Source organism: Hyalangium sp. (assembly GCF_035629615.1).
Classification (GTDB): Bacteria; Myxococcota; Myxococcia; order Myxococcales; family Myxococcaceae; genus Hyalangium.
Window position 1 is genome coordinate 1 of sequence record NZ_DASPHO010000534.1, and the last position, 13,802, is coordinate 13,802.

Annotated in this window: 13 protein-coding genes; 8 read left to right on the forward strand and 5 right to left on the reverse strand. The window is 68.6% G+C overall.

Translation table 11 applies throughout. The annotated features are described in order from the left end of the window. Window positions 1–75: 75 nt before the first annotated feature. A complete protein-coding gene (locus VD972_RS27020) occupies window positions 76–642 on the reverse strand; it encodes a hypothetical protein (protein WP_414654137.1) in 567 nt (188 codons plus the stop codon). Window positions 643–677: 35 nt separating this feature from the next. Between VD972_RS27020 and VD972_RS27025 the strand changes: the two genes are divergently transcribed. The 4 genes from VD972_RS27025 to VD972_RS27040 all read left to right on the forward strand — a co-directional run bounded on the left by VD972_RS27025 (window position 678) and on the right by VD972_RS27040 (window position 5,303). Further along, on the forward strand, window positions 678–2,729 hold the full coding sequence (locus tag VD972_RS27025; protein ID WP_324991630.1) for an ATP-dependent helicase: 2,052 nt from the start codon (window positions 678–680) through the stop codon (window positions 2,727–2,729). A 212-nt stretch (window positions 2,730–2,941) separates the two neighbouring features. Then, complete coding sequence (rplM, locus tag VD972_RS27030) at window positions 2,942–3,388, forward strand: 50S ribosomal protein L13 (RefSeq protein ID WP_324991631.1); 447 nt, start codon at window positions 2,942–2,944, stop codon at window positions 3,386–3,388. A gap of 36 nt (window positions 3,389–3,424) precedes the next feature. After that, complete coding sequence (rpsI, locus tag VD972_RS27035; protein ID WP_324991632.1) at window positions 3,425–3,826, forward strand: 30S ribosomal protein S9; 402 nt, start codon at window positions 3,425–3,427, stop codon at window positions 3,824–3,826. 127 nt (window positions 3,827–3,953) lie between these two features. Beyond that, window positions 3,954–5,303, forward strand: a complete 1,350-nt coding sequence (locus VD972_RS27040; RefSeq protein ID WP_324991633.1) for a type IV pilus twitching motility protein PilT — start codon at window positions 3,954–3,956, stop codon at window positions 5,301–5,303. A 127-nt stretch (window positions 5,304–5,430) separates the two neighbouring features. Here VD972_RS27040 and VD972_RS27045 read toward each other — a convergent pair whose 3' ends face one another. Next, window positions 5,431–5,859, reverse strand: coding sequence for a YciI family protein (locus tag VD972_RS27045; protein ID WP_324991634.1), 429 nt, complete (start codon window positions 5,857–5,859; stop codon window positions 5,431–5,433). A 228-nt stretch (window positions 5,860–6,087) separates the two neighbouring features. Here VD972_RS27045 and VD972_RS27050 point away from each other — a divergent pair, with 228 nt between their 5' ends. Continuing rightward, window positions 6,088–6,420: a PadR family transcriptional regulator gene (locus VD972_RS27050; RefSeq protein WP_324991635.1), complete on the forward strand. Its 333-nt coding sequence runs from the start codon at window positions 6,088–6,090 to the stop codon at window positions 6,418–6,420. 15 nt (window positions 6,421–6,435) lie between these two features. Further along, window positions 6,436–9,111, forward strand: a complete 2,676-nt coding sequence (locus VD972_RS27055; protein WP_324991636.1) for an ABC transporter permease — start codon at window positions 6,436–6,438, stop codon at window positions 9,109–9,111. Window positions 9,112–9,154: 43 nt separating this feature from the next. Here the strand turns inward: VD972_RS27055 and VD972_RS27060 are convergent, their stop codons facing one another. Then, a complete protein-coding gene (locus tag VD972_RS27060; protein ID WP_324991637.1) occupies window positions 9,155–10,414 on the reverse strand; it encodes a hypothetical protein in 1,260 nt (419 codons plus the stop codon). Window positions 10,415–10,561: 147 nt separating this feature from the next. Between VD972_RS27060 and VD972_RS27065 the strand changes: the two genes are divergently transcribed. Further along, a complete protein-coding gene (locus VD972_RS27065; RefSeq protein WP_324991638.1) occupies window positions 10,562–11,551 on the forward strand; it encodes a ketopantoate reductase family protein in 990 nt (329 codons plus the stop codon). A gap of 15 nt (window positions 11,552–11,566) precedes the next feature. Here VD972_RS27065 and VD972_RS27070 read toward each other — a convergent pair whose 3' ends face one another. Next, entirely contained in the window at window positions 11,567–12,601 is a 1,035-nt protein-coding gene (locus tag VD972_RS27070; protein WP_414654138.1) for a type IV pilus twitching motility protein PilT, read from the reverse strand. Window positions 12,602–12,841: 240 nt separating this feature from the next. On the opposite strand from VD972_RS27070, the gene VD972_RS27075 reads away from it, so the two are divergent. Then, window positions 12,842–13,483, forward strand: coding sequence for a hypothetical protein (locus VD972_RS27075; RefSeq protein ID WP_324991639.1), 642 nt, complete (start codon window positions 12,842–12,844; stop codon window positions 13,481–13,483). A gap of 1 nt (window position 13,484) precedes the next feature. On the opposite strand, the gene VD972_RS27080 is transcribed toward VD972_RS27075, so the two are convergent. Beyond that, window positions 13,485–13,802, reverse strand: a 318-nt coding sequence (locus VD972_RS27080) for a (2Fe-2S)-binding protein (RefSeq protein ID WP_324991640.1), incomplete at its 5' end; no start/stop codon positions are given.

Sequence of the window (13,802 nt, forward strand, 5' to 3'; positions counted from 1 at the left end):
CCTTTCTCCTTCACTCGGGGAACTCCTTCCATTTGTCGGGTCATCCTGCGGCCCGCGGGCAGGCCACACGGGGACTTATCGCAGTCGGGCCAGCCCCGCGAGGTCGATGCCGCGCGCCACCCGCCGCACCTCCACCGTGCCAGGGAAGCCTCGGCTCGTCACCGCCACCACGTAGCGATCTCCCACCAGCAGGTTCGCCTCCGCCGTCGCCTCGGACGGGTCGTACCGCACGAAGCCCACCGCCGCATCCCAGAAGATGGGCGCCGTCGGATCGCTCTCCGGCCGCCGCTTCGCCTCCTGGGCCGCCGCTCGGATGGACTTGGCGATCTTCACCCCCAGGGTGGTGTCCACGATGCGTACCTTCACCTCGCGATCCTCACCTCGCGTGAACGTCCGCTCGGCCTCGCTGATAGACACCTCTCCGTACTTGCCGGTGGAGCCCTCGGTGCCGGTGTGGGTGAAGCCGTCCAGTGACTCTGGGAGGAAGGGCGCCAGCTCCTTGAAGTACACGCAGGGCAAGGGGGCCACGGGCGCCGCGGCGACGGGAGCCTCTGCCGCCTTGGCGCGGCTGTCCTCTGAACAACCGAGGCCCGGCGACACGGCGAGCAGGAGCAGGACCAGATGGGATTTGATTTCGTGCACGGGACCGATCAAAAGGTATCCCCGCGCGGCGCGCAATGGACCTCTCGAAGCTCAACCCCCCACAGCGCGAAGCGGTGACGACGCTCGAGGGCCCCCTGCTCGTGCTGGCGGGGGCGGGCAGCGGGAAGACGCGCGTCATCACCCACCGCATCGTCCACCTGCTCAACGAGCGGCCCTTTGGGGCCTCGGCGCGCAACATCCTCGCCGTCACCTTCACCAACAAGGCCGCCACCGAGATGAAGGAGCGGCTGGTGAAGATGGCGGGGCCACGCGCACAGGGTGTCCTGGTGTGCACCTTCCACGCCTTCGGTGCGGAGATGCTGCGAGAGGACGTCCACCGGCTGGGGTGGCCCCGGAAGTTCGCCATCGCGGACATGGGGGATCAGCTCGCGCTCATCCGCCGGGCCATGAGGGATCACAAGGTCGATGATCGGGCCTTTGACGCCCGGAAGGTGCTCACCCTCATCTCCAAGGCGAAGAACTCGGGCCTGCCGCCGGCGCCCAAGCCCGAGGGGATGGGGGACGACTACGATCTCATCACCCACCTGGTGTACCCGAGCTACCAGCTGGCGCTGAAGGCGCAGGGCTCGGTGGACTTCGACGATCTGCTGGTGCTGCCGGCGCGGCTGCTGCGCGAGCACGACGACTTGCGGGAGAAGTACACCCGGCGCTTCCGCTACCTCCTGGTGGACGAGTTCCAGGACACGAACCTGGCGCAGATGGACCTGCTGCAGCTGCTGGCGGGCACGGCGAAGAACGTCTGCGCGGTGGGGGATGACGACCAGGCCATCTACAGCTGGCGCGGTGCCGAGGTGAAGAACATCCTCCAGTTCGACCGGCACTTCCCGGGCACCCAGGAGGTGCGGCTGGAGCAGAACTACCGCTCCATGCAGACGGTGCTGGACGCGGCCAACGCGGTGATCGCGAAGAACCCGGAGCGCAAGGCCAAGCGCATGTGGACGGATCGCGCGGGCGGCGAGCGCATCCGGGTGGTGAAGTGCCCCAACGAGGAGGAGGAGGCGCGCTACATCGCCCGGGAGATCGAGAAGCACATCGCCCATGGAATCCCAGCGGACGAGATCGCCGTGCTCTACCGCACCAACGGGCAGTCCCGCCCCGTCGAGGAGTCACTGCGGGAGAAGGGCATCGGCTACGAGGTGGTGGGCGGCAGCGAGTTCTTCGATCGGAGCGAGGTGAAGGACGTGATCGCCTACTTCAAGGTGATCGCCAACCCGAAGGACGAGGTGAGCCTGCTGCGGATTGTCAACGTGCCCGCCCGAGGCATTGGCGACGTGACGATGGAGCGGCTGCACGCGCATGCGAGGGCGGACAGCCTGGCGCTGTGGGACGCCATGGAGCGCAGCGAGCAGTACGAGGATCTGCCCTCGGGGGCGGCGGGGAAGGTGCGCGAGTTCCTCCGGATGCTCGAGCGCTACCGGGGGCTCTTCGAGGGCGGCAACCTGGCGCATGTGACGCGCAACCTGCTGGAGGAGATCGGCTTCAAGGAGGCGGCGCGCTTGAAGGCCCTCTCGGTCAGCTCGGCGGACAAGAAGCTGAAGTCGGTGGATCAGGTGCTCAACTCGCTGGAGGCCTTCGAGAAGCGCGAGGGCCCCAAGGCCAGCCTGCTCACCTACCTGAACCGGCTGAGCCTGGACACGCGGCAGGAGGAAGAGGACGAGGTGCCGGGCGGCAACCGGCGCGTCACCCTGATGACGGTGCACTCCTCCAAGGGGCTGGAGTACCGGCTCGTCTTCTTCATTGGAATGGAGGAGGACCTGATGCCTCACAAGGGCATGCAGGGGGAGCCCCAGAACCTCGAGGAGGAGCGCCGGCTCTGCTACGTGGGCATCACCCGGGCCAAGGAGCTCCTCTATTTGACGCGGGCCGCCATCCGGGTGAAGCGAGGGAAGGATGTCCCCTGTACGCCCTCCCGCTTCCTGGAGGACCTGCCGCCCGAGACGGTGGAGCTGATCGACCTGGAGGCCCCTCGGACGGGGGCCCCCACCGCACAGGAGAAGAACTTCTTCGCCAACCTCAAGGAGCGCTTCAAGGCCAAGGGGGCAGGCGGGGGACCGGCCCCAAGCTAGGGTGACCCGGCTCCAGGGCCCGGGTGCCGGGTGATCGCAGGGTTTGTGGCGCAGGCATGCGGCACGGTCTTGACTTACCCCCTGGCTCCTCCTAAGAGGGTCGGCCTTTCCGGGCCACCCCATGGAGTATTCAGGGAGGACCCGTGGTTGGTTCGACTATGTCAGGCGGCCTGCGCACGCGGCTGCCGCAGCAGAGTTTTGGAGTGCACACAATGTCGCAGAGGACCTACAGCGCGAAAGCGTCGGATATCAAGCGCGATTGGCACGTGGTGGACGTCTCGGACAAGGTGCTGGGCCGCGCCGCCAGCCAGATCGCCACGCTGCTCAAGGGCAAGCACAAGGCCATCTACACCCCGTCCATTGACACCGGGGACCACGTCATCGTCATCAACGCCGCCAAGGTGAAGGTGACGGGGACCAAGGAGCAGGAGAAGCTCTACTACCGCCACTCGCGGGCGGGCTTCCCCGGCGGCTTGAAGATCACCAACCTCCAGAAGCTGCGCCAGCGGCACCCTGAGGACATCATCATCAACGCCGTGCGCCGCATGCTCCCGCGCAGTGCGCTGGGCCGGCAGATGATGACCAAGCTCAAGGTCTACGCGGGTGACACCCACCCCCACGCTGCGCAGAAGCCTGCCGCGCGTTCGGTTGAGGCGTAGCCTTCTTCCCACCTTTGATGACGAGAGCAGAACCCCATGCCTATCAATCCTGAGAATGGTTTCTACGCCACTGGCCGCCGCAAGGAGGCCACCGCCCGCGTGTGGCTCAAGTCCGGTGATGGCACCGTGACGGTCAACGGGCGCGACATCAACAACTACTTCGGTCGCGAGACCTCCAAGATGGTGCTCTTCCAGCCCCTGGAGATCCTCGAGCAGAAGGGCAAGGTCGACCTGACCGTCAACGTGAAGGGCGGCGGTCTGTCCGGCCAGGCGGGCGCCATCCGCCACGGCATCGCCCGCGCGCTGTGCGCCTTCAACCCGGAGTTCCGCCCGGTGCTGAAGAAGGCCGGCTTCCTCACCCGCGACGCCCGCGCCGTCGAGCGCAAGAAGTACGGCCAGCCGGGTGCGCGCCGCCGGTTCCAGTTCTCCAAGCGCTAGGCTGTCTGCTCCTCATGGGAGCGATCTGCGGCGGGGGTTCCCTCAAGGGGGCCTCCGCCGTCGTGTTTTCGGGGGGCGGGGGGGATCTTCGCCCGGCCCGAGGGCGGTGTTAGCATCGCCTCCGACCATGGAACTCAACGAGATTCTGCAGATCGCGCTCCGAGGCGGCGCCTCGGACATCCACCTGAAGGCCGGACTCCCACCCATGTTCCGCGTGGACGGATCCCTCGTGCCCCTGAAGGACGGCAAGCGCTTGCCGCCGGAGGAAGTGGCGCGGATGGCGTTCGGCATCATGAACGAGTTCCAGAAGGAGAAGTTCAAGGCGAGCAACGAGGTGGACCTTGCCTACGGAGTGCCCGGCCTCGGCCGCTTCCGCGTGAACATCTTCCAGCAGCGCGGCACCATCGGCGCGGTGCTGCGTGTCATCCCCTTCAAGGTGATGACCATCAAGGATCTGCTCCTGCCGCCCATCCTCGAGAAGCTCGTCAGTGAGGAGCGCGGGCTGATCCTCGTCACGGGGACGACGGGCTCGGGTAAGTCCACCACGCTCGCGGCGATGATCGATCACATCAACGCCAACGAGACCAACCACATCATGACGGTGGAGGACCCGATCGAGTTCCTCATCCGCGACAAGCGCTCCATCATCAACCAGCGCGAGGTGGGTGTGGACACGCTGTCCTTCTCGCAAGCGCTCAAGAGCGCGCTGCGGCAGGACCCGGACGTCATCCTCGTGGGCGAGATGCGTGACTACGAGACCATCGAGACGGCGCTCCATGCGGCGGAGACGGGCCACCTGGTGATGTCGACGCTGCACACGCTGGATGCCACGGAGACGATCAACCGCATCGTGTCGGCCTTCCCTCCGCACCAGCAGAAGCAGGTGCGCCTGCAGCTGGCCGCGGTGCTCAAGGCGGTGGTCAGCCAGCGCCTCATTCCGCGCTCGGACGGCAAGGGCCGCGTGGCCGCGGTGGAGGTGCTGCGCGTGACGGCGCGTGTGCGCGAGCTCATCGAGGACAAGGACCGCACCAAGGAGATCCACGACGCCATTGCGCAGGGCTTCGACTCCTACGGGATGCAGACCTTCGACCAGTCGCTGATGGGGCTGGTGCGCAACAATCTCGTCTCGTACGAGGAGGCGCACCGGCAGGCGACGAACCCGGACGACTTCGCGCTGCGCTTCTCGGGCATCAGCGGCACGGCCGACTCCAAGTGGGACAACTTCGACGGCAAGGCCGGCGAGGCCCGCCCGGTGCCCGGCTCCGCGGCGTTCGCGCAGAAGGGGCAACCTGCGGCCGCGGCTCCAGCGGCGGGTGGTCGTCCAGGCCCGGCGACTCCTGCTCCGGGCGTGCGTCCTCCGCCTCCGCCGGCGGCCGCGGGGGCTGCTCGTCCTCCGGCCGCGGGTGGGGCGCGTCCTCCTCCGCCGCCGGCCGCTGCGGGTGGCGGCGACGACGACTTCAGCATCGAGCGCTTCTGATCCCAGAGGGGAGAAGCAGGCAACGGCCCTCCTCAGCAGTCCGGGGAGGGCCGCTGCATTTCTGCCGATACCGAGCGCATCGTGTCCAGCTCGCCCGAGTGCGGGAACGCGGGCGGAGCTGCCGGCGTTACGACCGGGTGTTCTGCGTGGGCTGCTCCTGCAGCTCGGGGAACTTGCCCAAGACCTCCTGGACGTCGGCCGGGAAGTCTGAGAACTCCTGCACCTGGCGAACCTCGATCACTTCGTTCTCCGAGGCGGGGCAGCGCGACGCCCATTCGATCGCCTCTTCCTTCGACTTCACCTGGATCATCCAGTAGCCGCCGAGGACCTCCTTCGCCTCGGTGAAGGGTCCGTCGGTCACCTTGGCCTTCCCGCCGGGGAACGAGATGCGAGCGCCCATCGAGGGCGGGTGGAGGCCATCGAGCGCAAGCAGCACGCCGGCCTTCTGCAGGGACTCGTTGTACTTCATCATCGCATCAACGCCCTTGGCGTCCGGCATCGCGCCCGGCGCAGCCTTCTCGTACCCCTTGGGGATCATCAGCATCATGAAGCGCATGGTCGGCTTTCCTTTGGGTTGCGGGTTGGGAGCCCTTGAACCTGGGCCCTACTGTCTCGTCGAACCTGGGTCCGCGAGATCGACACGTCGAATCCTTTTTTCCATGGCGGCCCTAACGGCTTGAAATCCCAGGACTTCGAGCAGCCTGCCGAGCTGCGCTTCCTGGCTCCCCTTGACGGCTTAGGGGAAGCGGGGCACTCTCCCCTAAGATGAAAAGGGGAGAGGTTCATGGGTGACACGTCGCTGGAGCTGCTGCAGGGCACGCTGGACGTGCTGATGCTCAAGGCCCTGTCGTGGGGGCCGCAGCATGGCTACGGGGTGGCCGAGCTCATCCGGATGCGCAGCGGAGAGGCGCTGAAGGTGGAGGAGGGCGCGCTCTACCCGGCGCTGCACCGGCTCGAGCGGCGCGGCTGGCTGGAGTCCGAGTGGGGCGTTTCGGAGAACAACCGGCGTGCCAAATTCTACCGGCTGACCGGGGCGGGCCACGCCCAGCTGCGCGCCAGCACCGAGCACTGGCTGGCTTATGCGGACGCCGTCACGCGCGTCCTGCAGTCGGCCTGAGGACGCGGGCGACCCATGGCTGAAGACAACGCGCGGCGCGCACGCCCTTGGCCGTTCCGGCGCCTGTTGCGCCTGGCGGTGCGGCCGCCTGCGCTCGAGCAGGATGTGGACGAGGAGCTGCGCTTCCACCTCGAGCTGAGCGTGGAGCGGCTCGTGCAGAGCGGGATGGCGCCGGAGGCGGCGCGCGAGGAGGCGCTGCGGCGCTTCGGGGACGTGGCGCACTACCGCGACACGTGTGTGGAGCTGAGCCGTCGAAGGGAGCGAGAGATGGGGCGGGCCCTGCGGTGGGGAGCGCTGGTGCAGGACGTGCGGTACGGGGTGCGCGGCCTCTTGCGCACGCCAGGCTTCACGCTGGTGGCGGTGCTCACGCTGGCGCTGGGCATCGGCGCCAACACGGCCATCTTCGGTGTGGTGCGCGGGGTGCTCCTGCGCGAGCTGCCGTACCCCGAGCCCGAGCGCCTGGTGCGGCTGTGGCAGGTGGCACCCGAGAACCCCAAGGGGGCCTTCTCCTTCCCGGACTTCGAGGACTGGCGCACCGGGGCGCAGTCGCTGGAGGCCGCTGGCGCCTGGTTCTACGCTGAGGGCCGGACAGGCGGGGACCTGGTGGGCGACGGCGAGCCGCAGCGCCTGTCGATCGCCTATGTGACGGACGGTTTCTTTCAGGCGCTCGGCCGTACCCCTCAGCTCGGTCGCCCGCTGCAGGCCCAGGACCACGTGCCTGGCCAGGCGGACGTGCTGGTGCTCAGCCACGGGCTGTGGCAGCGCCGCTTCGGCGGCTCGAAGGACGTGGTGGGCAGCACTGTGACGCTCGACGGCAAGCCCTGCACCGTGGTGGGCGTCATGCCGCGCGGCTTTGACTTCCCTTCGCCCTCGGCCGAGGCGTGGCTGCCGGTGGCCTCCCTCACGCAGAACAGGGTTCCATGGCAGCAGCGGGCATCGCGCTGGCTGGCGGGGGTGGGCCGGCTCAAGCCGGGCGTGACGCTGGCCACGGCGCGCGCGGAGCTCGACGGCATGGCGCGCAGTCTCGAGGCCGAGCACCCCGACTCGAACACGCGCTTCAGTGGCGCCACCGTGGTGCCTCTGCATGAGTCAATGGTGGGAGAGGTGAAGACGAGCCTGCTGGTGCTGCTCGGCGCGGTGGCCTTCATCCTGCTCATTGCCTGCGCCAACCTCGCCAACCTGCTCCTCGCGCGCGGCACGGTGCGCGAGCAGGAGATCGCGGTGCGTGCGGCGCTGGGGGCCTCGCCGGGGCGGCTCGCGCGCCAACTGCTCACCGAGAGCCTGCTCCTGGCACTGGCTGGCGGGCTGCTGGGCCTTGGTATCGCGGTGCTCGGGTCCGAGGGCCTCGTCCGGCTGGCGTCCGGGCGGCTGCCGCGGGCGGGCGAGGTGGAGCTGGACGGCTCGGTGCTCGCGTTCACGCTGGGCCTGTCGGCCCTCACGGGCGTGCTGTTCGGTCTGCTGCCCGCGCTGCGGGCGGCGGCGCCTTCGCTGCAACCTCTGCTCAAGGGCGCCTCGCCGGGCCAGGGGTCGGGGGGTGGGCGGCGCCTGAGGGGCGGGTTGGTGGTGGCGGAGGTCGCGCTCGCAGTGATGCTCGCCAGCGGGGCGGGGCTCGCGGCGCGAAGCCTGGCGCACCTGCTGTCGACGGACATGGGCTTTGACGCGCAGGGCGTCGCTGTCGTCGGCTTCAGCATCGGCTCCTCGCACAGCGAGGAGCTGACGACGTACTACCAGCGGGTGCTCGAGGCGGTGCGCGCGGTGCCCGGGGTGGAGTCTGTCGGGGCCGCCAAGACGCTGCCCGGCCAGTCCGACGTGGAGATGCTCCGCGTGGCGGTGCCGGGCAAGCCTGAAGAGCTCGTGCGCGCCAACGTGCTGCACATCAGCCGCGACTACTTCCGTACCCTGCACATCCCCGTGAAGGCCGGCCGTGACTTCACCGATGATGACCGGGGCGGGGAGAACGCCCGGCGCGTGGTGGTGGTCAACGAGGCGTTCGTGCGCCGCTACGGGCTGGAGGGCGATCCGGTCGGGCAGACGCTCGCGCTGGGTGGACCGCCGGTGACGATCGTCGGCGTGGTGGGGGACACCCGGCAGGCAGGCCCCTCCGAGCCGGCCGAGCCGATGCTCTACCTGCACGCCCTGCAGAACATCCGCGTCGGCGTGAACCTGCTGGTGCGCGGCCGCGGAGACCCGCTGCGGGTGGCGGCCGACGTGCAGAAGGCGGTGTGGAGCGTGGACTCGAACCAGACCATCACCCGCATCACCAGCCTCGAGCAGGTGATGAGCGAGGGGGTGGCGCGTCCGCGGCTGCTCGCCGTGCTGATGGGCCTGTTCGCGGCGCTCGGGCTCTTGCTCGGCGCGGTGGGCATCTACGGGGTGCTGGCGTACACGGTGAGCCAGCGGCGCCGGGAGATCGGCGTGCGGCTGGCGCTCGGTGCTACGCCCGGGGACGTGCTGCGGATGGTGGTGGGCGGGGGCCTGCGGCTGGTGGGCGTGGGCCTCGCGGTGGGCCTCGCGGGCGCACTCATGCTCGCACGGCTCATGGACAGCGTGCTCTATGGGGTACGCCCGCACGACCCCATCACCTTTATCTCCGTAGTGGTGGGGCTGCTGGGCGTGGCCCTGATCGCCAGCTGGCTGCCGGCGCGGCGGGCCACGCGTGTACCGCCGGCCGTCGCGCTGCGGGCGGAGTAGAGGAGGGACCGCCGCTGAACCGGAGCTGTCCGAGCTGCCGGCTCTAGCAGTCCCGGCCGTAGAGGTAGTCGAACACCGCGACCTTGTGGGACTCGGGGAAGAGCAGGACGTAGGTGTGGGTGAACTCGCAGTAGTCGGGCGCCGTCATGTGCTCGTCGTAGAGGTGGTGCACCTGCACGGCCTCGGTGCCGTTGCCCACGTCGGTGAGCAGGGCCGGGTGGAGCTGGAAGTCCGGGTTCGCCTGGGCGACGAACTGCGAGTAGGAGAGGAGCTCCTCGCCCCAGTAGCTGATCCCTCCGCGCTGGTCGGCCACGGCCTCCACGGCCCGCTGGAGCCACGGCGTGGCGGTGGTGCTCCACGGAAAGCTGTAGGCCTCCAGCTCGCCGTGGCACGTGGACCAGTTCTGCGTCTGGCACGCGGCGTTGCCGGCGCTCACCTTGGCTTGGAGGTTGGCGCTGAGCGGCGCGGAGGAGAGCGTCAGCGTGTAGAGACCGTAGTAGTCCCGGTAGAAGGCCCGGCACACCGGCCACATCTGCTGGGTGTAGGGCGCCTCTCCGCCCGCGCAGAACTCCGGCTGCTCGCTGCTGCCGTCGCACACGTAGAGGTAGTTGGCGTGCGCGTCATCCAGGCCGGTGCACACGTCGTACGCCTCCTGCGCCGTCATGCGCCGGCCGAGCACCGGGTCCACCTCCTCCACCCGGGCCTGGACGCAGATCTCGATGCGGGTGGCCACGTTGAGCTCGCACGAGGAGTACACCGACGGATCCAGCACCGGCGTGCAGGTGCCGTTGAGGCAGTCGAGCTGGAGGCGGAACTGCTTGCCGGAGCCGGCCCCGGCGCTCACCACCGCGAGGTACTCGCCCTGAGTGGGCAGGGCGACGCCAGCAATCTTGCTGAGCTGGCCGTAGCCGGCGTCATCGTCCTGGGCGAGCACCGTGGTGCCGTAGCTGCCATTGGCGGCCCGGGGGCCGTAGACGAAGAGGCCGGTATCCAGGCCCATGCTGCTGCCCAGGTGCGTCACCTCGAGCTTGAGATGAGCGCCGGCGCGCGCCTGGAAGCTGAAGGAGAAGTACTGAGGGTTGGTGGTGAAGCGCGTCTGCACGGAGCCGGGGACCGCTACCGAGCCCATGTACGTGGTGGCATCCAGGATGTTGCCGCTGGCGGGTGGAGGGGGCGCGTAGAGCACCCGCTGAGCCACGGTGTCCAAGGAGGCCGAGTCCTCGTCGAGGAGGACATCGGTGGGACCGCAGGCACTCGCCAGCAGCGCGGGCACGAGCCAGAGGGTCTTCAGGTTGAGACGCATGGGACTTCCTCGGGGTCTGGGGGGCGGGTGCCGCTCTGCCACAGGCTCGTGGCAAAATCAATCCAGACGAGGATTATCTGTAAAACAGGTCAGCAGCTTGAGCCGAAGGGGTTTAGGCTGTGTGAGGGTGCGTGAGGGGAGAGGGCCATGAGCACGAAACCTCGAGTTCTGCTGGTAGGGGCAGGGGCCATTGGCCAGGTGTTCGGCTGGTTCCTCCAGTCGGCCGGCTGCGAGATCTCCTTCCTGGTGAAGGAGAAGCATGCCGAAGAGGCCCGCCGGGGCTTCACGCTCTACGAGCTCGGCCTCTTCAAGCGGTCCCCCGCGCCGATGACGTTCTCCGGCTTCGGTGTCCACGTCTCCACCGAGGAGGTCGCTGCCCAGCGCTGGGATCAGGTCTGGCTCTGCGTCTCCTCAACGGCTCTGCGCGCCGGGAGCTGGGTGGACGCACTCGCCCGAGTCACGGGAGAGGCGACCTGGGTCATGCACCAGCCCGGGCTTCATGACCGCGACTGGCTGTCACAGCGGGTTTCTCCGGGGCGGCTCGTCGCTGGAATGGTTCCGTTTCTCAGCTTCCATGCGCCTCTTCGGCCCGGAGCGTCGGCTCTGGGGCCTGGGACGGCCTTCTGGTTCCCCCCTCTGTCGCGAGGCCTGTTCAGCGGCCCCGAGGAACGCCTCCAGCAGGTCCTCCGGACGCTGCGGGCAGGCGGGTATCCAGCTCGGCGCCACCGTGACGTGGCGCGCGCCATCGCCGTCCCCTCCGCGGTGCTGACCACCTTCGTGGATGGACTGGCGGCGGCGGGGTGGAGCTTCGAGCGATTCCTCGCGCCGGAGTCCCTGGCGCAGGTCCATCGGGCCGCGCAGGAGGCTGTGCGGATCGCTGCATGGCACACGCAGCAGTCTGCCGCCCTCCTCCTCCCGCTCCTGCGCCCCCTCCTGTTCAAGGTGCTGCTGCCGCTTGCTTCCAGGATGGTGCCCTTAGACTTCGAGGCCTATCTCGAGGTCCACTTCACCAAGGTCGGGGAGCAGACACGGTTGATGGTGCGTGAGTACCTCGAGCTGGGCAGCAAAGCGGGGCTGCCCGTCGAGGCGCTGCGAGCCTCCACGGAGCGCCCGCCCAAGCAACTTGGAGGCGGGTGAGAGGCCTGCCCACGCTCACTCGAACTCGAGCGCGCGCTGGAAGTCGGCGGGGTTGGTGGCCGCGCTGCGGGCCGTGTCCAGGGAGATGACGCCCTCGCGGTACAGCTTGCTGAGGTGCTGGTCGAAGGACTGCGTGCCGTAGGTGTCGCGGCCCTTCTCGATGACGTCCTTGATCTCGTTGGCCCGGTCCTCGCGGATGTACTCCTGGACGGTCTTCGTCTGGACCATGATCTCCAGCGCCACCGCGCGCCCCTTGTTGTCCGCGCGAGGCAGCAGCCGCTGGGAGATGGTGGCCATGAGGCTGTCGGCCAGACGCAGGCGCACCATCGCCTGCTCCTCGGCGTTGAACACCGAGATGAGCCGGTTGATGGTGCGCGAGGCATCCGTCGTGTGCACCGTGGAGAGCACGAGGTGGCCCGTCTCGGACGCCTTGAGCGCGATGTCGATCGTCTCCGTGTCGCGCATCTCGCCCACGAGGATGACGTCCGGGTCCTGCCGGAGCGCCGAGCGCAGCGCGATGGCGAAGTTGCTCGTGTCCGGACCGATCTCCCGCTGGGAGATGGAGGACTTGACGTTCTTGTAGATGAACTCGATCGGGTCCTCGATGGTGAGGATGTGCAGGCTCTCGTTGCGGTTGATGTGGTCAATCATCGCCGCCAGCGTGGAGCTCTTTCCCGAGCCCGTGGCTCCCGTCACCAGCACCAGGCCGCGCTCCTGGCTGGCGATCGACTTGAGGACCTCCGGCAGCCCGAGCCCCTCGATGGTCGGCACGTTGGCCGGGATGATGCGGAGGATGATCGCGAGGGTGCCGCGCTGCCGGTAGATGTTCACCCGGAAGCGGGCGACCCCGACCAGGCCATACGAGGAGTCGTGCTCCTGGATGGCGTCGACCCGGTTCTTTATCTCCGGATCATGGATGAGGTGGAGGGCCACCTCTCGCGTGTGCTCGGGCGCCAGCTTCTCCGTGCGCAGGGGGCGGAGCACCCCGTTGACGCGGTAGATGGGCGGATCGCCGGGCCGGAAATGGATGTCGGAGGCGCCGTTCTGCACGCCCACCGTCAGGAGCTTGTCGAGTGTCGCCTTGTCCAGGGTCCTTACCTCGTGAAGGTGCTGAACCGTAGCACCTTGGGGCCCCTGTCCAGAAGGTGGCCCTACTCATGCTCCCAGTGAAGCGGGCGCCAAGGGCTGGATGGCGCCCACGGCAGGGACCAATTGTGCGAGTGTCCGCTGCACAGAGTGGCGGCCTGGGCGATGGGGCCTGTGGCCGCAGCGGCACCCGGAGGCAACAGGATGGCCAGGCAACCGCTGGCGGCGAAGATTCTGGAAGGTGCGCTCGACTGGGTGAAGCGGCTGCCCTCGGCTCTGTCGGCGGACGTGGCAATCGATGTGGGGCGCAAGCGGGTGAGGCTGTCGCACGCTCGCGTGGAGGCGCTCACACGGCAGGTGCTGCGCAATGTGAAGGCACTGGAGCTGCGCAGCTGGGAGCCAGGGCCGGCGGTGTACGACGTGCGGCTCTCCGTGAGCACCTGGCGCCTGCGGGTGGAGGCCACGCTGGAGCGCGTCGAGCTGGCCGCCGGGGGCTACAAGCTGTGGCTGCGCACGCCTGGAAAGGTGGAGCTGGAGGAGTCCATGGCCATGTCCGCGCTGATGGGGGTGCTGCGGGCAGGAGTGGGGCAGGGGCCTGTGCGAGCCCTGGCGGAGAAGCTCCTGCCGCCGGGTCTGCGCTGGGACGGAAAGGTGCTGGAGGTGGAGGGGAGGCTTCCGAAGGAAGGTGCGATCTCGGCGAGGCTCTTCGAGACCTCGGCGCTGGCGATGTCGGCCGAGCACTGCGAGGAGGGGCTGTGGCTGTCGGCGGAGGCATGGCCGGGACTGATCGATCTGTTGCAAGCGGCCTTCGGCACGGACCTCCCGCGCAAGCCGCCAGGGACCTGACTCAGCCCCCTCCGCCTTCGCTCTGGAGCGTCTGGGCAGCGCGCTTGATGGCACACCGGATGCGAACGTACGTACCGCACCGGCAGACGTTCTCGCTCATGGCTGCGTCGATGTCCGCGTCGGACGGCTGAGGGTTCTTCCGCAGGAGATCGACCGCCGCCATGATCTGGCCCGGCTGGCAGAACCCGCACTGGGCGACATCCTCGGCAATCCAGGCCTGCTGCACGGGATGGAGGCCCTGGCCTCCGAGCCCCTCGATGGTCGTCACCTGCCGGCCTGCCACGCCGCTCACCGGCTGCATGCAGGGACGGAAGGCCTG